The sequence below is a fragment of the Pseudomonas sp. CCI4.2 genome (assembly GCF_034350045.1).
GTDB lineage: Bacteria > Pseudomonadota > Gammaproteobacteria > Pseudomonadales > Pseudomonadaceae > Aquipseudomonas.
The window spans coordinates 1051045-1072229 of the sequence record NZ_CP133781.1 but is presented as its reverse complement, the minus strand read 5'-3'; the positions used below and the strand labels follow the sequence as shown (position 1 = coordinate 1072229).

Here is a 21185-nt window from a genome sequence, read left to right as displayed (position 1 = left end):
CAGGCGACCCAGGTGTTTATTCAGGGATGCCATAACTGCACTCCTTTTGCTTGTTATCGAAAAGCAAAAGCCTAGCAATCAAGACAACAAAAAACCCGCACGGGGCGGGTTTTTTGTTCACGTTCAGACGGGTAGCACCGTCCACCGCAAGGGCTGCTTACTTAGCCATCAGTGCACTGCCCGCCGCGCCGCCCAAGCCAGCGCCAACGGTGCCGCCAGTGCTGCCGCCCAATTTGTTACCGAGCAGCGAGCCGCCCGCTGAGCCAAGGCCGCCACCGAGTGCGGCTTTGGTTTTATGGCCCTTCTTGGCGGTCAATGCGCCACCTGCTGCGCCGCCGACACCCGCGCCCAAGGCTGCACCCGTGCTGCCGCCGCCCATCTTTTGGCCAACAACGTTACCCAGCGCGCCACCGACGCCGCCGCCCAATGCGGCATTAAGTTCGCTGCCAGCCATCGCGTTCTGGGCTGCGAGCAATCCAAGGGTAAGGGTCAAGGCGGAAAGTGTTGTACGCATGTTACGAACCTCAAAAAGAATAATGCAGAGGGAATACCGCGACTCACGGCGTGAGTCGGTAGAAATCTTCAGCGAGACTGCTGATTGTTTTTGCCAACTAGAATGCGTGACGCCTCGTTGTAATCAGCTTGGAAAGCGTCGCCTTCCATCCATGCAACGGCAGTGTCTTCGTCTTCATCGTAAAAATTCGTTCGATACGCGATGAGCAGGCCCATGAGGAAGTCGGTGGCGTGCTGTTCTTCTTCCTCGGAAATCACCAGCTCTAACACCGGGTACTGCAAAAACACCACGCACATTGCCAACTGACTAATGGCCTCTGCAGCTTTCATCGCCTGGAACAGGTCATCGAAGTCAGCCGGGTCAAAACCATTGGCGAGAAGATCGGCAAAATCGAACGTAGACAGGTCAACCTCGACGTCATCAAACGGCTCGTTGACCAGCGGCGAGGCGAGTACCGGATGGAACAAACCCTGGGTCTGCTTACCCGAACGGTTCTGCTTGGCTTTGGTTTTTGCTCGCTTGGCGCGTTTCTGCTGTTTGTCTGGCGAAGCCATGGCTTAGAGTCCTGTGCAGGCTGGATGCCGTTAATGGGCGCTATTGAAACGCATACGTTTTGAATAGCCAAGCGGGATGGGGCAAACGATACCAACAAAAAACCGCTAAGCCTTACGATTGAGGGGGTTTTAGGTTGTTAGTCGATTTGAGGCGGAGACTAATCTCACACCACAAGCAATGTTGAGCGAGATTGGCCTGAACGGTTATTGTGGCTAATTCCAATTGCAACACTATTGCTGAAATGATCAGGTAATCGCCATGCCCATCGAAGCTATGCCCACATTCTGGAGAGACGCAGAGTTGCCTTTCATCGAGGCGCGCCAAATAGAAGATGGGCGAAAGGTCTTTTATGGCCGGCATTCTCATGAGGTGTTTTCCATTGGTGCGGTCACCTCTGGGCAAAGCACTTACCTGCATGAAAAGAGCTGCCAAACCATCAGCGCCGGGACGGTGGTGTTGATGAATCCAGGCGAAGTCCACGCCTGCAATCCCGTCGAAGACCAACCGTGGTCATACGTGATGTTGTACGTTGATGCGAACTGGCTAGCGGGGATTCAGCACAGTCATGACGATGGTGACGGCTTGGGTTTCCAACCGATCTCGGCTACCCACACTCAATCATCTAAATTGTTTGCTGGCCTGATTGACCTGTATGCGCAACTGATCGATCCAGCGCTGGACGCCCTGCCGAAACGTAAAGCGGCTGTTGCCTTCTTCATGTTGATGCAGCGGACGTTAGGCCATTCGACGCTGGAACTAAAAAGGATCAATCCGAGGGTGGTACGCGCTGCTGAATACATCAATGAGCACTTTATGGGCACGGTGCGCCTTGCGGCAATTTGTAAGGCGGCCAATCTCTCGGAAGCTTATTTGATCCGCGCTTTTGAGCAGCAATATCACATGACGCCCCACGCCTACTTGATCAACCGGCGAATTCAGCACGCTCAGGCGCAGCTACGTGACGGCGCGTCGATCATAGATATCGCACATGAAGCAGGGTTTGCCGATCAGGCGCATTTTCAGCGGGTGTTCAAGAAGCATCTCGCGGCGACGCCAGGGCAATACAAGCCTTAAAACAACAGCAGGGACACCGCGCAGCCCGCCAGTATGGCTGCCATGCAGCGGTTGAATAAACGGATCCGGGGCGCGCTGTGCAAGTACCTTCCCAGAACCGCACCGGCGTAGACCCAGCAGGCCACCGACAAGTAGCAGATTACAAAGTAGATCAGGGCAAACGACCAGATCAGTTTGGCATCTCCGCTGGCAACAAAGGCCCCCATTCCTGCGACGGCTGCAAGCCAGGCTTTGGGATTGAGCCATTGCATCGCAGCGCCGCGCAGAAAGGACGGTTGACGCGTCGCACTGCTGACCTCCAATCGCCCGTCATCCACCGCCAGTTTCCACGCCAGCCACAGCAGAAACGCAACGCCAGCCCAGCGAATCAGGTCGGTCAGAATCGGCCACTGCTTCAGTACCTCATGCAGCCCGAAACCGGTGAACAACAGCAACACAACAAACCCCACCGTAGCTCCGAGCACATGCCTCAGGCTGGAACTCAAACCGAACTGCGCTCCGGAACTCAGGGCCACAACATTTACCGGCCCCGGTGATATCGACGCCGCCAAGGCAAACGCCGCCATTGAAATCAACACGCTCATTTTTGCTCCGCTTCGTTTAATGAATGCGCGTTGAAAGTAGTTGGGTGGGGGTGTGGAGTATTGAAAAAAACTGCCCTGTGCGGTGGGGTTTGAATTTATCGCGGAGGTGAATGACCTTCGGCTTTGCAAAGTTCGTGCAGGGCTCCGGTAATTTGCGGGGAGGAAGGTTGTTATCAATCCACGAGCCGACGGTCTGCGTTAGTCGATGATATTCCGGCTGTTGACGTTGATCGAAAATTGGCACCTTGAGATGAAGCCAAAGTGCGATGCCATCGCTCGTCAGTTGGATGATCGATACCGTCTGTCGGAATAAAAACGTCAAATTCAAATACAGATATTTTTAGAGGTTTTGATATTTAATTATCATTAATCAATAGGTTGGTGAGCCTGTAGGCGATTTCTGATAATGCAGTCGAGATATTGGCTCACCCATGCTTCGATGTTAGTTTGCCCCCCCTTTTTAATTCGACGGATCGAACATGTCTTCTCTCACGCCACGGACTCGGCTGCTGCTGGGCGTCTGCCTGCTGACTTGCTTCGCGCTGAACAGCGCGTCGGCTGCCCCTACGCCCGGCGATCAGGACCTGATCCGCGACCGGCAAAACCGCCTGCTGGAAGAACAGCAGCGGCGTCTTGAAGAGCTCAAGGACCTGCCCGGTAAAGAGGCCAAGCCAAAAGCGCCCACCACACCTGCGGACACCCGCTGCTTCCCCATCAAAGACATCAAGCTCAAGGGCGCTGACAGCCTGTCCGCACCCGACCGCGAGCGCCTGCTCAAGCCTTATATCGGCCAGTGCCTGGGCGTGTCCCAGCTCAATGAATTGCTCAAGACCATTACCGACTACTACATCGACAAAGGCCTGGTCACCAGCCGGGCTTACTTGCCGCAACAGGACCTGTCCAAGGGTCATCTGCAAGTATTGGTGGTGGAAGGCAAACTCGAAGGCTTGAAAGGCGCCGACAACAGCAAACTCTCGGACCGCGAACTGGCCATGGCCTTTCCCGGCAAAAACGGTGACTTGCTGAACCTGCGAGAAATCGAGCAGGCCATTGATCAGCTCAACCGTTTGCCCTCCAACCAGGCACAAATGGAACTGGCACCAGGCGATGCCGTTGGCGGCAGTTCGGTGCTGGTGAAAAACAACCCGCAGAAGCCTTGGCGTGCCAGCCTGTCGCGTAACAACGATGGCCAGAAAAGTACTGGCGAACAGCAATGGGGCACCGGCTTTGAATGGGACAGCCCGCTGGGCCTGGCTGATCAGTTGATTCTGCGCGGCGGCCACGACGCCATCAGCGACCATCAGAAAACTTCAAAAAACGCGATGCTTTACTACAACGTGCCGTGGGGCTGGTGGAATTTCAGCTACAGCTACAACCAGAGCGATTACCGCTCGGTGGCACACGGCGACGGTTTTGATTTCAAGCAGACCGGCGACAGCCAGAACCGCAAACATGAACAGTGACTACAAGGCCGTGACCGACCAAAGCGGCCTCTTCGCGGGCGCAGGTGGCTACGACATCAATGTCGGCAAGACGACTGCCTTGCAGGGCGCTGTGATTGCCAGTGAAGCGTCTGTCGACAAAAACCGCCTCAACACGGATCGCCTAATCGTCAACGACATAAAAAATATCATCGAGATCGAGAGCCAATCGGTAGGCCTCGCTGTTTCGTCCAGCAGCGCTGGCGGCGCCTCAATCGGCGGCAGCATCCCGGTAGCACTCAAGGATGAAGACCGTAGTCACACCCGCAGTGCAGTCAGCGAAGGCACGATTGTTGTTCGCAATGCCGAGAGCGCTAATGACCTCGTGGGACTGAACCACGACACCGCCAACGCCAATCAGAAGCTGGACAGGCCTGATGAAAAGGCAATGAAGGAGCGTATCGAACTGATTCAAAGCACGGCCCAGTTGGCCAGTGGGATTATCAGTACGGTGGCGAAGGCGTCGGTAGATGAGGCGAAAGAGCGGTTGAAAACGGCCAAAAGTCCGTCTGATGTTAAGGCTGCTGAGCAAAACCTCAAGGCAGTTTCCGAGAGTTGGGCGGCGGGCGGCGACAAGCGAGTATTGGCCGACATTGCTAGTGGGATTATCGCTGCGGCATTAGGGGGAGCTGGGGGATCCACATCCCTGGGAATTGTCGCCAACACCACGGCTGCTGATGCGTACCAAAAAATTGGTGATTACGCTGATCGGCAGCGTGACGTTGCGGGCAAATCAGGTGACCTCGCAACTCAGGCGGCTTGGGACGAGGGCGGGGCCGCGCGGATTTTGTTGCATACCTTAGCCGGGGCGACCCAAGGATTGTCAGGTGGTGTAGTGGGAGCCAGCGCCATGAGCGCAGGCGTAACTGGTCTGACGGTACCGTTGATTGCTGAAAAAGTCGCTCAGTTGGACATTCCTGTTGATGTAAAAAAAGCGCTAATTTCCAGCGCCTCCGGGTTTGTAGCAGCCGGTGTAGGTGGTATTGCCGGGGCTAACGCAGGTTTACTGGAAGTGCAAAACAACTACCTCAAACACACGGATATTGAAGTTCTATCTAAGCAGTTGGCCGTTTGTGCAGCGGGCAACACAGCGTGTCGTCAACAGGTGATCACAGATGCCAAAAGGATGAGCGACGCCAACGACGCTGAGTTGATGGCTTGTAAGGACCAACAGTGCCTCAATATTCACATCGCTCAGATTTTTGAAGGCGCTAAAAGCTTTGGAGACCTGTATGCCGCAGACAAGGCTATCAACTCTAAGGATAAAACCACCTTTGGCGCGATCAGTGATATTGAAACTAACAGCCTCCTGATGGCCGCTAACATGGCCTCGGGTCTTCCTAGCTATGCCAGTTGGGCTGGTAAACACTGTGAGTCTGCAGGCTCGTCAGCCTGTCAGGCCAAATTCTCTGATGCAGTTAAAAGTGGTACGTTCATCAATTCACAGGGGCTACCCGGGGGGGGCATTCCTGAGGCCTTCCAGTATTGGGAGACGGTGTTTGGTGACACCCGGCAACCTCATGAGTACAGCGACGTGACCAAAGGCTGTATTCCTTTGCTAGGTGGCTGTGGTTCGTTGATACAAGCGTATGAAGCTTTACGACGAAATGCAGGCCCTGGTGGAGATGGGATAAGGGTGGTTAACAGTGGAGATGTGAGTGAGTTGCATATGATGGGGGCTAAGCTGGGTCATGTTGCGCACCTGACAGATGACAGTACCATGAGTGTGATCAATATCACGTTGCCAGGAATGCACGCACTAGATCCCGGATTCGTGATACGTACAGTCCAACCCACTCAGGACGGCGCATTTAATGTGAAAACGCATGGTTGGGGAACAGGTCCCAGCCCACTATTTAACTCCAACAGTTGGGCTGCTTATATGGTCTGGGGAGGTAATACTACTTTGGGGATCGCATGGCAAGAACTTATCAATAATAGTCCTGAGCGTGTCAAGAAAGCGCTTATACCTGCACCTGAGATGCCGAAATGAGGGCCGATGGAGTTCTGCGCTTGTTCGCGGTGCCATTTTGTGGTGCTCTGGTTTATGCAGCGTTTATGCCATTGCTCAAGGGCTTTAATTTCACGTCCTTGTTCTCGGGTTTTTTGTTTGGGTTCATTGTTTCCATGTTTGTGGGGATTCCCTTGTTGCTGCTGGGTGACAAGGTTTTTCCGGGGTATAGGGTTCGCCATATTTTGAGCAGCTTGTTTCAGAGCTTGCTGATCTATCTGGTTTATGGCGGTTTTACTTTGCATTTGCTAGTTGTTGCGATAGCTGGCGGTTTGGTGTTGGGAGGGTTATATACCGCGCTTGCAATGCGAATAGAGCAACATGTAGCGAAACAGAACGAGCCGCAGAGAGGGCGAGGCTACATACTAGGAATTCCACTTTGCGGCGGTTTGTCCCTTGTGGCTGCAGCGTGGGGCTTCTTCAGCGGGACTGAGTTCGTCGCTTTTTTTGTTCTGTTTTTCTTTGTAGGCGCAGGGCTGAGTATGCTAATCAGTTGGCCTGTTTTGTGGCTAATAGAGGGTTTTCTTACTACTCCTTTTCGTTATGTCGTCGGAGGGATCCTCAGTGGTTTTTTAATATGGCTACTCTGTGGCGCACCTGCGGGGTCATCCGCTTTGTTTGGGCAAGAGTCTCTGGGTTTCTGGCCCTTCCCTTCTATGGTTGGCATGTTTTATTTTGTCTCGGTGGGGTTAGTCTCTGGATTGTTGTTCACCGGGTTTAATTGGATTTATGAAAAATTTAGTGGAAGCGAGTGAAAAAATAATTTTGCTGATTTTGCTTAAGGAAAAACTAGTAGATGGTTGGATTTATTTGGTTTTCGAAGCGGGGGGATGGATTTATTGTGCTTTCTTAAACTAATATTTTCAGAAGGGGTGGTGGGGCGTCTGAATACTAAAGCCGCACCTACTACTGACTTTATCAATCGCTCCCCTTATTTGGTCGACGGAGATGTGCATGCTTGAGTCATGTAGAACCAGCTCCGTCAACATACATATATGATCGGGTAAATCGCCGTAAGGCGACTGGCCGGTTACGTTGTTGATATGGCGGTTGTTATTTTTGCTCTGGTATTAAAAAGGCTTCATAAAGCATCTATCCGCTCGATTCAGTTCTGCGTTGAGCCTGACTATTTTTCAGGGGTAGAGTATTTTTTAACCCTGCTTGCCCTTACCTACTTTCTATTTTGTGACGCTCTACCTAATGGTCAAAGCTTAGGTAAATGTCAGTTAAAAATGTCGGTGGTCGGCCTTTTTTTAATCCGTTCTGTACCGTTTTTCAGCCAGGCCTGATCTTGCTAACTGGATAAAAAATGTATGGATTGATGGTGAGTGATTATCCGCTTCGGAAAGATAAATAACGGCATACACAGCGTAATCGCGTACGCACCGCGTATACCGCGTGACTTCCGGAGTCTATGAAAAAGCAAAACCAGAGAGGATTGCTCAGAGGCCCTGCAGCGCGCCGTGGGAGAAAAGAGTGTACGTAGTGGCGTACAGGATTTTCGATGCCTCAGCGTGCCAGAAGGAAGCTTTAACCTGACAATTTAAATCAGGCTAAGAAGATGTTCAATTTTGGGTCAGGTGCTGAAAATCCGTTGGACTGACTTCGATCAAACTGCCAAAGCGTCTAGGGAAACTCTGAAAAAGGTTTTCAAATCTGGTGAAATGTCCCCCATCACATGAGCCGAGCGGTTGCCCCCCATGAAGCAAATTTCTTTCGCCGATGCCGAGTACGCCGGTAAACGTAAGCGAACCCGCCGTGAGATTTTCCTGAGCGAGATGGACAAGGTCGTCCCCTGGAAGGGGTTGATCGCTTTGATCGAGCCGCATTATCCAAAAGGCGAAGGGGGCCGCCCGGCGTATCCCTTGATGGCCATGTTGCGTGTGCACCTGATGCAGAACTGGTTCGGCTATAGCGATCCAGCAATGGAAGAGTCTCTTTATGAGACCACGATTCTGCGCCAGTTCGCGGGGTTGAATCTGGAACGCATTCCCGACGAAACCACGATTCTCAACTTCCGTCGCCTGCTGGAGAAAAACCATCTTGCCGGGGGAATCCTGGAGGTCATTAATGGCTACCTGGGAGACCGAGGTTTGATGCTTCGTCAGGGCACAATTGTTGATGCCACGATCATTCATGCGCCGACGTCGACCAAGAATAAAGAGGGTAAACGCGACCCCGAAATGCATCAGACCAAGAAAGGTAATCAATATTTTTTCGGGATGAAAGCGCACATCGGAGTAGACGCTGATACGGGTCTGACGCACAGCGTGGTGGGCACGGCAGCCAATGTCGCGGACGTCACTCAAGTCGATCAGTTGCTGCACGGCGAAGAGACCCATCTCTGTGGCGACGCGGGCTACACCGGCGTAGAAAAGCGGCTTGAACATGAGGGGCGCGAGATGATCTGGTCGATCTCCGCCAGGCCCAGCAGCCGCCGCAAACATGGAGAAAAAAGCGTCATTGGCCGTGCGTTGCGCAAGATTGAATACGCCAAATCGCAAACTCGGGCCAAGGTTGAGCACCCGTTTCGGGTGATCAAGCGCCAGTTTGGTTACACCAAGGTGCGGTTTCGCGGGTTGGTAAAGAACACGGCGCAGTTGGTGACACTGTTTGCACTGTCGAATCTGTGGATGGCGCGCCGACATTTGATGGAGCCTATAGGACAGGTGCGTCCGCAGTATGGAAATTAAGGGTTAATAAGTGCTTAAAACCGGCTTATTCATCAATAAAAGCCGATATTTTCGAAATTTCAGTGAAGTACTTTCTTTCGGAGCGCTTGACGCCCGATTTGCCAGAAAAAGAAGGTCTTATTTCAGACCTTCCCTAGGTCCAGAAATGGAAGTCCAGGGGCCACTACAGTGACAGATAGCTTTTGCCTGTAATATAGAGTCGTCAAAGAGTTAATCCTGCACTGCGCACGTAGGGCGGTAAGTAAATAAGCAACCGTTTTTGTGCCGATTTTGCCATATCAAATCTCTAGCTCTCTCAGGTAGGCCTCTACCCACTGGCGAGGAGACCGGCATCGAATGATCTTGTTCAGGGTTAGCCGAAACTCAGCACTGACCTTGTCCCTGACTCTGTAGGCGGTGGCGATTATGCCTGATCGGTTTCGTGTATCCGCCCGGCAAGAACTAAACAGAGAAGGGCATCGCCGAGTGTCAGTTGATGGGTGGTGCATGCGAGGTCAGTCCTGAGTTTGAAATGACCGGCCATAGATACCGGTGTCGATTGTGGGGCCTGAGAATGGGCGTGATCTGTATGCCTATTTCAAGGATGTGCTGACACGGATAGCGACGCAGCGGCCGGTGGGATTGTCTTCGAGGCGGGAGAGATATTGTTGTTTGAAGGGGCTTACTGGCCTGAGCTCAAAGGAAGGGTTCCTGCTGCTGGGCTTTTCATTTGAGGTGGGCGCTGTCGGTAGTTTGTAGTCGTCTATCAGGAGCACGCAACGTAATCGCATGCGCACCGCGCACACCGCGTGACTTCAGGGTCTATGAAAAAAGCAGGGAGGGTTGCTGAAAGGCCCTATAGCGCGCCATGGGAGAAGAGGGAGCAATGCTGGGGCGGACTGTATTGCCGACGCCTCAGCTTGTCTGAGGGAGGCTCTCAACCTGGCAATTTAAATCAGGTTAAAAATATTCAGTTTTGTCACTGCTCCATAAATTCCTTGGACACCTTTCAATCCCACTACCCAAGCGCCCTGGTCCAAAAATGGTCCAGAGATCATAAAATCGCAGGCAATAAAAAACCCCAAGGACACATTGTTCCTTGGGGTTTTCGGTATTTTGGTGCCAGAGACGGAATCGAACTTTTGGCTGTAGGTCACGTTTTATATGGTCGTAGTGAGTGACGCTCATTAAATCTACTCACAAATCTACTCACTTTTTGAATTGTGACTCTCCAGTACGTCGATCTGGACGGGGCCGGATTGGGAGCCACTGAAGCAATTGATGCGCCGATGAGCGGCGATAATGTGAGGCGCTTCATGCGGTGAGACGACGGCAATGCGATTTCTGAAAGCCCAGCCCGTCAATCGCCAATCCGCACTGATACTCCACGTACTCGACCTCATCCTCATATTCGCCGTCTGGGCCGCCATGGATAGTGTAAACATGGCGCTTGACCAAGGGTGCTCCGCACTCAGGGCACATCAAATCGCCCTCCTGGATTAAGTCAGACAGAGTAGTGAGCTTGTCTTGGATGCCGCGAAGCTCTTCCTCCTTTAGCTCTACCTCTTTGCGATGTAAGTCCCCATCGTTTTTCAGACGGCCAATCTCATCTTGAGTGAGCTTAATTCGATCATTGAGGGCAGCAGCTAAAGCATCAGGCGTCTGAGCCTTCAGATCTGCAATTTTTTCGTCCTTCTCGGTTATGCGTTCTTTGAGAAGCTGAATAACTCCGTCCTTCTGCTCCACCAAACGGTGATAAATCGTGAACAGAGCAATAATAAACGCGACGATTGACGCGACCTGAGTGTAAAAAATCACTTCGTTGGTCATGGCCATACTCCTTGGCTTCGTTTTGCCGTTGGGCGCAGCTTACCGTCGTCACGCCGAAGGACAAGCATGAATTAGCATTGGGGTTGGGGGAGGTTTATGGTTCGGTTGATTCCGGTCGTTCGCTTCGGCGATACATGCGCCGTCGTATCCACCCCTCAGAGTCGGGTCTACTCCCTAAGCATGAAGGGATACTGGTACCTATTGAAATCAACTACAACACGAGGTGGGCATGGCAGCCGACAACATTGATCGATTCAACCGTTTGACCGGCAGCGTCTTTGGGCGGCTTTACTCGTCCTTTCCGATGCCAATCGACTTGGAGGTTATGGATTTTGCTGGCGCCGTGGTGCGAAGTGGCGATCCAGACCAAGAAGATCAAATGGACAATGCGAGGGAGTTCTTTCGATCGACTCTAACGTGGCTCAGCGAATCCGGGTACATGACGCACACGGCTTCTACGTCCGACATTGCGCGCTTCTATGGTTGCACGCTAACCGCGAAAGCACTTGAAGTTCTTAAATCCACGCCTTCAAGTGTTGGAGGGGAAACACTTGGTGGCAAGCTTGCAAGCGCGGCGAAAGATGGCGCCACCTCGAAACTGAAGGACTTGGCCGGGGAGGCACTGAGCAAGGGTTACGATCTAGCGTCTCGCACTGCAATGGCTTGGATCGCAAGCCAATAGGGATACCGCACCAAGATTTTCGGACGACAACCTGACCTCCCATTTCGTTATGGCAGATGCAACCGTAGGCGAGTCAACGCCTCCGGTTTTTATCGACGTTTCTGCCCATGAGCTTCTCATGCTCGACCTTGGCCCTATCCCGCTGGGTATCTAAATACTCAGCTAGATCGTTAACGTGAACGCCCAGCGCTGACTTCTGGCTTTTCTCCATCCGCGTGATAACTAGATCAATCTCCCCGGTCAGCACTTTTCGTTTCATGCCTTCAGGGGTGAGGTGGAAGTAGTCGGCGCATACCCGGTCTAGCGGGATAATAGCCAAGCCATCGTACTGGGCCATTAGCAGGAAAATAGTTTTCAATTGAACGTTGCTGCCAATCAGTGGGAGATGAACGCCATCAGAGCTGTTCACCCATCCAAGCCTCAATTGCTAGTTGGTTGTAGACGATTCGATTCATTGGTCTTTGCGCCACTGCTTACCCTCGGGCTGTCCCATCGCTAGCTCTACCCTTTTGTCCGACGATCACCCTTAGTCTTGATCCTACCTGTGACCAATGCCAGCACTCTTCGGAACTCCTCCTTTGACTTCGCGTGAGGGTCTATTGGCTGGCTGATCAGACCGGCTATCGCCGAGCTTCGCTCCTTCCGTTTCGGCTGTAGTGCCTCGTCCGTCTGACGCGCGAGGGTATCTGCGTGCTGCCGCTTATCAATCGAGTGCGCCGCGATGTACGCATCCGCCCAATTGTCGAGCTCGATGCGGTCGAAGCCAATGCCCTGCTGACCGATTGGGAACTCGCACACGTATGGCCGCACTGTCTTGTTGAAAACATCGAGACACATTCCAAGATAGCTAGGCGCCTGAGAGGCCCTAAGAATTCGAGGCTGAACTAGTAGTCTGTTCATGTGCATTCGCTTTATAGATGAGGCGCGACCTATCGAGTTGCGCAGCGAGCGCCTGGTTCGATTAAGTGAATGGAGGCCGCGCCAGCTTCAAAGCCTAGCATTTCATTCCGAAGCGAGACGACCGCCCGCCAGGCGGCTGCCTGAAGCGCAGTGGTAAGTAACAGATCAGCGTCAACGTGGGGGCCGTGGGTTAAGCGATTTCATTCGCAGAGCTACCCGGACTTGCCGTAATTAAACTACCCAAATTCGGGGTAGTTAACCGGATCAAGGGTTTGCATCCAATGCACACCCTTGGTGGCGCCAGTCAGGCCATATGGTCCGAGTCGGCTTGTATGGTCTGTTTCGCCAGGCAATCGAAATTACCAATATTGGTAGTTTCAGCCCCAACGCCTCCGACTCCAGATTAATCGCGAGCCTTACCGAATATGGCGGAAACGCCACTCAGTGTTGAAATCGACACAGTGTGTTGAAAGCTACACGCCTGATAGCGCTTTTCACGAGAGGTGGTTGCCAGGCGAAAAGCTTATTTTCCGTGGCAACCTGCGTGGAAACCTCCGATTGGAAACCTGCCGGTTACCAGTTCCGTGTTAACCAGCGTGGTAACCAGTTGCTTGGTAACCACCGCAAGAAGCCAGCGTGACACCAGCTCCCGCGTAGGGGTGTTAACTCGCGTGCAACGCTGTTAACTGATTCTCTGCGTACCGTCTTGCGTACCAGTTCGTGCGTACCGGCAATGAGAGATGTTTCACGCAAGGCTGGCTGCGTGAGATCTGTGCGTGAGCTGCTTCGTGAATTTGGCTTGCCTGCCTTCGCGCACAGCCCGCTGCGTCCCAGAGGTGCGCGAAGTTGTGCGCGAAACTATGGTGGACGGTGTTAATTAGGAGTACGCCGGTACGAGTGGGAATAGCTGTTAAATTGCGTCTACATTTAACCGGGAGCGGCTTCCGCACAAACTACCAAGGAGGTTTCCGATGTCAGATGCAGAACGCGCTTACTGGTTAGCTTCGGCTATGAGCGACAGTACCGACCTAGGCGAGCGGCTGATCGGTTGGAATGGGAGGTGGTTGATGATGGGCAACCTTGTCGTCTGTTATACGTGCCTGGCTTCGCAACCCGCTTCCCTTGCAGGATTGTCTTTTACGCACCTTCCTGGATGCATAGCGAGCGGCGACAAACTGTATCCGTGGCGCGAGTTGGCCGAAATCCTCTCTGAGTTGCCGCCGACGCTTAACTGATTTCTGCAAACGCGCACGCTCGGGATCACCTCGACTCAATCTCCAGGGATGCTCAGGATTAACGGCAATAGATCATTACTCACTTCCGTCAAGCTGGCCCCTTTGGCTGTTCTTAGGAAGGTCGTACGGCGCAGAGTCATAAACAGCGTTGATTGGCACCACCTTGGGCCATAGGTCATTTATCCAGGAAAATTCCTCCGGCGGTGAGGTTGTAATGACGTAAACCCGTCGTTCCTCTACCTCGCCAATTACAACGCATTCGATTGCATAGCCCGGAATGACGTCGAACCAGTGCGAGTTGAGGTCGCAGTCTTTTTGCATATGCCCCTGGACCAGAGCAAGCGCTCGCTGGGGAAAATGGCGCTCCCATCCGCCGAGTTCGAATGTGTCAAGTTTTGCCCATCCCCCATATGGATGGGAGCCAGGCTCACTTTTTCTACGGCCCCAACGCACCCATCCCAACTCTGTCCCATCTGCCAATATTAAGGGTATGGCTGCCTCTGGATTTGGGAAGTACACCCTGCGGAATCCGTCTTGGTCATGCGCTTCGATCCCGCCGCACATAGGACATCTCCTTTCGTTTATGGTGACGCCGGAAGAGTTACGTCTTACTGATCTATCAAGCCTCAAACATCATGACGTTTAGCGCAGAATCCTTACTTGGCGTAGCTGTAACCATACGAGATGGCAGCGACGAGAATTGCCTGTTTCAAGCTATGTCTCAATGAAATCAGCACCGTTTCGAATGACTATAAATTTAAACTCATTCGGATAGATTTTCTATAAAAATCATTTCGCATGAATAGATTTTAATATCTCGACATCTTGGTAGGTGAAGCAGTGCTCTTACTTTATAAACTTTTGTCAGTTTATTCATTGAGTTATAGCGATCACTTAGGCTCTTACCGTTTATCGGTTTCGCGGAGAACATATCCGGATTAAGCGTTACGCACACTTAGATAAATAACCTCATTCCCTAGGCGATAGAGTGCGATTTGGACACCGCGCCTCATCTCTTCGAAATAGTTCAAATACATTAAAATACGTTCAATTTCGCTCACTAAATGAGCAGGGCAGTCGAACCAGAGACAGGGACATGCCGGGTTATTTTGCCCGCTGGTAACACGCATCTCCGCGTAACCATCAGCGTAACCATGCCCGTAACCAAGCGGTTTCCGACACCGGCTTATCCGTGGATACCGGTGTGAATACCGCTGCTGGGATACCGCGTGTAAATGCTACGGAAATAGCAGTTATCGAATAGAGAGATGCTGTCTATCGAGCTTGAAGCGCCCACCCGGACATGAACGTGCTTCGCCTCAAAGCTGGCTCTAACGCAGCGCTCCAACTGAAGCCTCGCAAACGCCGCATTTTGACGGTCGACCACTTGAGCCCGAGGCGAGATGCCCACTCAGCAGCCGGGAGCGTCATCCCCTCGATAGTGATAGGCGTAGCTCCAGCGCAAACGGTACTGCGAACGGGTGGGCGGGGAATGAAAACGGTGCCGATTTCGTAGGGAGCATTTCGCATGGCGCTGTCTCGCGGTATCTGGATGCGAGAAACGCTATGTGGCTGGAAACGCCGTGACACCCTGTGCTAACAATATCCCTACGGATTAAGTCGTATTACTCCACCAAGGAAGAGCAAGTGACAATATCGGAAGCAGGAATTACACGGCTTAAGACGTGGACGCATGTGGCGGGCTTGATGGCTGCGATGTGTGCAACGTCCGCGCAGGCAGAATGCTGGATTGTTTCGGGATTGCAAGGCAAAAGCGCCAGCGCTGACTTAGGCTACACATTCGTTGACGACGGGTTTTCACGTACGACGTTTGCAGTAACGCTTGATGAGCAATCGCCTTCGGTTGAGGTGGTCGGATCGCCAGGGGCTTACGACAAGGGGGCTTTCATTTCGGTCAACAGTTTTAGCCTTGTGTTCGTTGTACCTGGCGAGCCATCTATAGTTGAGGCATGGGCGATAGACCGCTCTCAGAACAAGGCGGTCGTGACCCAACTCAGGACAGGGAAATTATTTCAAAAGGGAGCGGCATTCATAGGTAGCGCCCACCCTGGATGCTGATCAATCAGGCCGAGCGAAACCTTCGATGATCCAGACTGTGGCCGCACCTATCGCGTATACCAGAGCTACCGGGGCAACACCCCACTCAAGGAACGCCATTGAAAACTCTGGACCGCCCCAGAATACAGCTAGAGCCAGCGATAGCCAGATAACGGATGCAACTACCCAAAACCGCCTGAATCCACGCTTGTAGGCGAATACGACCTTTACATTTTGCATGACGCCCACCCTTCCCTTGAGGTGCCATCGTAGAGCCATCCCTGGCTCTACGGCAACGGTTATTGGTCCGGCTCTGTCAGGTAAACCAGCGGGCCAACAGTTGCTATACGGGCCCGCGCTGAATCGTTGAGACTCCGCTCCCACTTCCGATACGCCATCGTACGAGCAAGCCGCTTTTGCTGGGCTAGTACGATGGGACGAAGCGCTCCATCTGAACTCGTGATCGCCCGCACCGCATCTCCCAATTGGCGGCCAGCGAATAATTGCATAGCGGCTTCTAGTGTTGGCGTCTTTGGCGTACGCAACACCGAGTAAAGCGCCGCAGCACTTCCTAGGCCGGGGATGCCAGTCAAATGCCCAGCAGCCTCTCCTAGTGCAATTGGCTTGACCAGTCCGAGCACGCGGCGAATTACAGTTTTCTGTCCTGCCGCATCCTGATCCTTGAACGGGTCTTTCGAAATGCCTGTGCCTATGACCTTTGCGTCTGCGGCAGCCATCGCCCTGGAAGATGTAACGACATCCTCAAGGCGTTTTTGGGCGCCTTCCGGCATGTACTTATAGAGAAGGTCTAGCCCGGCTTTGTTCTTGAGCAGGCCGTCATACCAATCAGTCAGCCCCTTTGGCGTGATGTCTTGCGAGGTGCGCGAGCCTTTGGTGAAGCCGCTACTCAGTGCTGTCATGACCACCGACTGCTGCTGTTCTTTCGGAACCTTGCGCATCATGGTTTCGAATTTCTCGGTGTTGCCGGTGCGCAGTTGCTCAATCGCCGGCCCCATCTTCGCGGCTATGGAGCTTTCAAGTTTGCGACCCAGCAAGTCGGTCAAGTTGTCTTGGGCATGTTTGCCTTTGTGCTCCAGGTATCGAGCTGACGCGAACGGGACGCCGACACCGTGAGCGTCTGCGACCTTCTGTTGATCACTCAGTAACGCGCCATGGAATTTTTGAAGCTCATTGTCCTCAGCGTCCGCAAAGTGCCCGTTATGCGCTTTCGACTCAATGGCGCGGCGCAGATCATCTACCGTCTTGAACGTAGGCACTCTGACTGAGCTGTCCTTTACCGATCCGTCGGCAAGGCCCCGTAGATTTGCGGCGCCCGTGTTCAGGTCGCGCAACTGCTGGGCAGCCTCGGGCGTCAGATGCGATTCCAAGCGCGCCAAGGCAGCAGGATTGCTTTGAAGGCTGCGATACCAGTCAGTCATCGCCGGAATATTCAGGCCTTTGCCCTTGCCGCCGGAAAAGGCATCACCAATGCCTGTCAGCACCGCCTGCGACTTGAGGCTATCCGGGATGTTAGACAGGGTACGGTCAAACGACTGGAAGTCACCGGTTGCCAGCTTCTTGACTGCGCCCGACACGACGTTGCCGACCGATCCTGACAAGTCTTTGCCGAGCGTTGCCTTGAGGGAGTCTTCAAGCTGCTTGCGCTGGGCAACCAGCCCTTTTGCTTGCGAGAACATCTCTCCATATTCCGGACCTGCCGCCTCAACTGCTCGCTGCTGATCCTGGCTTAGGGTTGCATATAGTCGGTCAAGATCGTGACTGTCGCTGTCGGCGAATGGGCCGCGCCCTTTGTAGCCGGCCGCAACCTGGCGCCGCACGGTATCTAGCGCCGAGTAGGTAGGTTCGACGGCTGATCCGCCTACCAGTTTAGGAGATAGCGCGTTGAGCGTCAGTCGTTCGGCGGGCGACAAAAGCTCATCTCGACCACCGAGCTCTACGAGCTTGCCGGCCAAATAGCCAACGGTAGACTTGGCAGGGGCAAAGGTTGTTTTTGGAATGGCCGTATTAAGCTGCTGATAAAGGCTGTTCGACTGAGTTTCCAACGCATCGCGAGTGTCCACCCCCTGCTGTTTGAAATCGTCGGAAAATCGAGCCTTGTCCAGTGAGCCGCCATTGCCGGTAACCAGATCATCGGCGGCGGCGCTGAGCGCCTTGGCGGTGGCGACGTGCCTGTCGGGGAGGTTTAGCCCAGCAACCGATTGAAGCGGCTTGCCCACGTCAGGGTCGGCAGTCAGCACCCTGTATGCTTTCTGCTGGTAATCCGGAAGCAAGCTAACGTCGCCACCCACGTTATCCAGATTCGCCTGTATATGCGCCAGTGCGCCCTCGGCGGGCGCAGGGGTCGATTCCGGAAGAGCGGTGCCAACATGGTCGTAAAGGTCAGATGCTTCCTTGCGCAGACCATTTATGGTGTCGAGGCTCTTGTCCTTAAAATCCATAGAGAATGCGGCCTTGTCGGTCGACCCTCCATACTCGCTGATCAGATCGTCAGCGGCGCTCGCCAACTTATTGCGGTTCTCAGTGAGCCGGGCTGTCAGTGGGTTACTAGACTGGGCCGCGAAAGCACCTTGAAGGCCGCGAACCTCAGGATTTCCGGTGATCTCGCCGGGGGTAGGGTTGTGAATACCGAGGCGCGCCATTGCGTCGACGACGTTCTTTTGAGGATTAATGTAATCAGCCAGATCGGCAATCGCCAAGTCCTGCTTTTTGGCGGGGGCGTTCACAGTGTCGTAGACGTGCTGATTGGCACTCTTGCTTGAATCGAGCGCGCCACCAATAGGGCCAGATGGCTGTGCGTCGACTCCCGGAGTTGGAGCGCCAGCTTGACTCGCTGCCTGAGCATCGCCCTCGGCGCCCTGCGCTACTGAAGCGCCAGCACTCTGGCCGGGAAGGAATCGCTGCGGCATGACCCTGCGTGCCACTGCGCCAACACCCGAAATTACCGCTGGAGCAGCTGCTCCGACAGTCCCGCCGATCAGTGCGCCCACACCAGCACCAGGCAATCGATCCACCACGTCGCCTTCCGCAGATCCAAAGCCGTAAGCCGCCCCCTGGGCCGCTCCGATTCCCGCGCTTTTAATCGTCGCCCGGCCGAGTGTGGATTTTCCTACGGCGAGTGCGGCCGACTCTGGAAGTGAGGCTCCGAGGGTTGCTACGGCAGGTATAATCGCGCCAACTACGCCGCCAACGGCCGAGGCGATAGGGTGCTGCTCTTGACCGGTCTTTAGTTGCTCACGCTGGTTGGCGACGTTTTCGTTGTAGCGCTGGCGCCAAGTATCAGCAGAAGAGCCGTTTTCGGGTATTGGTATCACGGGCTGAACAGCGGCATCCAGCCCCGCTAGAATCTCGTCCTGATGCCCATACGTCAGCATATCGCCAATGCTACGGATCGTCGCAGTACCAGCTCCAACGTTGTCTTTGCTGTCGCTGAAAACTCCACCATCCGCTGGCTGGTTCGGCGTGGCGCTTTGTTCGGCTGCTGGCTGATTGATCAGGGGGGCTGACTCCCACGCAGAGCGGGCGGTAGGCACCGACTCGGCGTCAGGCAAAACGTTGCGCGGGGCATTGATCAGAGGTGCGTTTTCCCAAGCGGCCATTATGGTTTCCTCCGATGATTACCGTTGGGATCGATGAATTGCGCCCCGGACGGCAGCTTGTTGAAGTCGTCGTCATTCTGAATCTGTGGGATTGCTGCGGGTTGCACGGCGGAACCCTGAGCCGCTTGTAGCGCTGGAGTACTCGAAGCCGTGCCCGTCTGCTGGGGCTGTGCAGACTGTGCAGCCTGTGCGGCCTGAGAAGGCTGCGGCGGCGCACCAATTATGTCGTCAACGTTTAGCGGGCCTATACCCTGATTTTTACGTCGGCTGTTGATCATCCCTAGGCGGACTTGAGCAGCTTTGTTGTTCATTACTTGGATCTCGCCAAGACGCTGTTTCACAACCTTCGGGTCGTTTATGTTGGAAAGAAGCTCGTTCCAAGCGCGGTTTGCATCACCCTCAGTTTGCGGCCCTTTGTTCAGGCGAAGGCTGTCATTGCGGATCTTTTCCAAGGTTGACTTGAACGATGCGTAGTTCGCGCTCTGCGGGTTACTTCTGCCGCTAGCGTTCCGGAGCTCGTTCGTTCTGTTTTCAACCGGACCAAGCACTAGACTGCCGTTATCGAGTTGACCGAGGATGTTGCCCATCTGAGTGTTGATGCTCTGAACGTTGCTCACCGCATCAATGTCACCGTCTTCAAGTTTCTGAAGACCCACAGGAAGATTCCCTGCCTTATTGGTATTTCGAAGCTTGGCAGCGGTGGAAGCATTTTTCTCGTCGATACTCGCCACTTTCAGCTGCCGGTCAAGGCCCGCCGTGCCGGTAGGGTCTACCAATGTCCGCAAGCGCTGTTGCTGCTCCGGCGTCGCGTCTGGAGCAGTTGCCGCGTTAAGCGCATCCTCAAGCCGGCCCGACTGTCGTAACTGCTGCTCGCCGGCGCGATCTTTAATGCCTGAGTCGACTAAGCCTTGAGCGGCGACAACTCTGTTCGCGGCGCGCTCTCTGGTCTGATCTAGCCCGGCGTCGCTTTGCTTCTGCCCGGTGGTGAGCGGCTTGCTGCTGTCGTGGACGATATTAGTGTGATCTGCGCTCCATTGCGCACCAAGCGCCTGATCGCGTCGGTCTTCGTTTTTGTAACTCTCTCGGAGGTCGTGCGCTTTCTGGAAGCGACCCATGGCCAGCGCGGCATCACCTGGCTGCGCCTGACTGAAAGTTCCGATACCGTCGCCGAGATTAGCCGCCGAGCCCAAAGACGCGAGACTGGCATTAGGGTTGGCTGCTGGCGGGGCTGGTTTGTTGATGATGTCCCCGAGGTTTTGCGCGGAACCTTGATCGCCTGGAGCATTAGAAAAGCTGGCCTCGCCGTTCGCACCGGTTGCCGCGACAATCTGTCCGCCAGCCCTATTAGCCCCGGCAGCGTCTGTTCCTGCCCCAGTTGAGCGATAGATATCTAACGAGGCTGGCTCAGGCGCAGTAGTTGGAGTGCTCGATGCCTGGCTAGCGGGCTGCGCCTGTGCAACAGGATTTGGATCTGTCGGAGTGGCACCGCTCATTGATGCGGCAGGCTTGCCGGAAAATTGGGCATTCCATGCGGCTACCTGTTGCTGTTTTGTAAATGGATCTGTGCTGAACACGCCTGATGCCGGCAAAGGCACGGGGCCAGGGCTAGCATGAGAGAGATTCGTTGCCGTCGGCAGCATCCCAAGTGGGCCGGCATCTTGGGGCGGCTTAGGATCTACGGGCTGAGCCTGCGCGGGCGCAGCCAAAGCGTTCGCGCCAATGGTCGATCCGATCTGCGCAAGATTCGTCAGTGGTGGTGCCTGCGGACCTGCTGGCATCGGCGTGACAAAGTTAGGCTGACTAAGATTGGCTGGCGCAGGTTGCGCGGGAGGCGTAACCGGTTGTGCTGGCGGGGTTGGAGCAGGCTGAGAAACGGCCGACGGCTGAAAAACATTCGCCAAGTTGCCTGGGCCGGACTGAGCGGCAGAAACCGGATCAAGTGGCGACAGATTGATGTTGCCGAGATTGTTCG

The 21185-nt window shown here is 54.1% G+C and carries 15 protein-coding genes and 1 pseudogene; 8 read left to right on the top strand and 8 right to left on the bottom strand.

Going from position 1 to position 21185, the window contains the following annotated elements; genetic code table 11:
- Nucleotides 1-157 precede the first annotated feature (157 nt).
- Nucleotides 158-514, bottom strand: a complete 357-nt coding sequence (locus RHM65_RS04665) for a bacteriocin (RefSeq protein WP_322167107.1) — start codon at nt 512-514, stop codon at nt 158-160.
- A 68-nt stretch (nt 515-582) separates the two neighbouring features.
- Nucleotides 583-1068, bottom strand: coding sequence for a hypothetical protein (locus RHM65_RS04660; protein WP_322167108.1), 486 nt, complete (start codon nt 1066-1068; stop codon nt 583-585).
- 259 nt (nt 1069-1327) lie between these two features.
- Here RHM65_RS04660 and RHM65_RS04655 point away from each other — a divergent pair, with 259 nt between their 5' ends.
- Nucleotides 1328-2143 carry an AraC family transcriptional regulator gene (locus RHM65_RS04655; protein ID WP_322167109.1) on the top strand — a complete coding sequence of 272 codons (816 nt, stop codon included), beginning with the start codon at nt 1328-1330 and terminating at the stop codon, nt 2141-2143.
- Here the strand turns inward: RHM65_RS04655 and RHM65_RS04650 are convergent.
- Complete coding sequence (locus RHM65_RS04650) at nt 2140-2727, bottom strand: LysE family translocator (protein ID WP_322167110.1); 588 nt, start codon at nt 2725-2727, stop codon at nt 2140-2142. The two genes, RHM65_RS04655 and RHM65_RS04650, sit on opposite strands and share 4 nt — an antisense overlap.
- A gap of 479 nt (nt 2728-3206) precedes the next feature.
- On the opposite strand from RHM65_RS04650, the pseudogene RHM65_RS04645 reads away from it, so the two are divergent.
- From RHM65_RS04645 to RHM65_RS04625, 5 genes and pseudogenes are all read left to right on the top strand, one after another.
- A pseudogene (locus RHM65_RS04645) lies at nt 3207-4178 on the top strand (ShlB/FhaC/HecB family hemolysin secretion/activation protein); the annotation flags it as partial.
- Nucleotide 4179: 1 nt separating this feature from the next.
- Nucleotides 4180-6201, top strand: a complete 2022-nt coding sequence (locus tag RHM65_RS04640; protein ID WP_322167111.1) for a hypothetical protein — start codon at nt 4180-4182, stop codon at nt 6199-6201.
- 20 nt (nt 6202-6221) lie between these two features.
- On the top strand, nt 6222-6974 hold the full coding sequence (locus tag RHM65_RS04635; RefSeq protein ID WP_322184390.1) for a hypothetical protein: 753 nt from the start codon (nt 6222-6224) through the stop codon (nt 6972-6974).
- Between the two features lie 288 nt (nt 6975-7262).
- Nucleotides 7263-7508, top strand: a complete 246-nt coding sequence (locus tag RHM65_RS04630) for a hypothetical protein (protein ID WP_322167113.1) — start codon at nt 7263-7265, stop codon at nt 7506-7508.
- A gap of 411 nt (nt 7509-7919) precedes the next feature.
- Complete coding sequence (locus RHM65_RS04625; protein WP_322165339.1) at nt 7920-8912, top strand: IS5 family transposase; 993 nt, start codon at nt 7920-7922, stop codon at nt 8910-8912.
- Nucleotides 8913-10205: 1293 nt separating this feature from the next.
- Here the strand turns inward: RHM65_RS04625 and RHM65_RS04620 are convergent.
- Nucleotides 10206-10721, bottom strand: coding sequence for a hypothetical protein (locus RHM65_RS04620; RefSeq protein ID WP_322184388.1), 516 nt, complete (start codon nt 10719-10721; stop codon nt 10206-10208).
- A gap of 229 nt (nt 10722-10950) precedes the next feature.
- Here RHM65_RS04620 and RHM65_RS04615 point away from each other — a divergent pair, with 229 nt between their 5' ends.
- Entirely contained in the window at nt 10951-11403 is a 453-nt protein-coding gene (locus RHM65_RS04615) for a hypothetical protein (protein WP_322184386.1), read from the top strand.
- A 73-nt stretch (nt 11404-11476) separates the two neighbouring features.
- Here the strand turns inward: RHM65_RS04615 and RHM65_RS04610 are convergent, their stop codons facing one another.
- A complete protein-coding gene (locus tag RHM65_RS04610; protein WP_322185256.1) occupies nt 11477-11761 on the bottom strand; it encodes a pyocin activator PrtN family protein in 285 nt (94 codons plus the stop codon).
- A gap of 1513 nt (nt 11762-13274) precedes the next feature.
- Between RHM65_RS04610 and RHM65_RS04605 the strand changes: the two genes are divergently transcribed.
- The gene (locus tag RHM65_RS04605) at nt 13275-13538 is read left to right on the top strand and encodes a hypothetical protein (RefSeq protein ID WP_322184384.1); all 264 of its coding nucleotides are present in this window, start codon (nt 13275-13277) and stop codon (nt 13536-13538) included.
- A 2079-nt stretch (nt 13539-15617) separates the two neighbouring features.
- Here RHM65_RS04605 and RHM65_RS04600 read toward each other — a convergent pair.
- The 3 genes from RHM65_RS04600 to RHM65_RS04590 form a co-directional block, all read right to left on the bottom strand.
- Entirely contained in the window at nt 15618-15836 is a 219-nt protein-coding gene (locus RHM65_RS04600; protein WP_322184382.1) for a hypothetical protein, read from the bottom strand.
- A gap of 59 nt (nt 15837-15895) precedes the next feature.
- Nucleotides 15896-18604 (bottom strand): hypothetical protein, encoded by a 2709-nt coding sequence (locus RHM65_RS04595; protein WP_322184380.1) that lies wholly within the window; start codon nt 18602-18604, stop codon nt 15896-15898.
- 608 nt (nt 18605-19212) lie between these two features.
- The gene (locus RHM65_RS04590; protein ID WP_322184378.1) at nt 19213-20787 is read right to left on the bottom strand and encodes a hypothetical protein; all 1575 of its coding nucleotides are present in this window, start codon (nt 20785-20787) and stop codon (nt 19213-19215) included.
- Between the last annotated feature and the right edge of the window lie 398 nt (nt 20788-21185).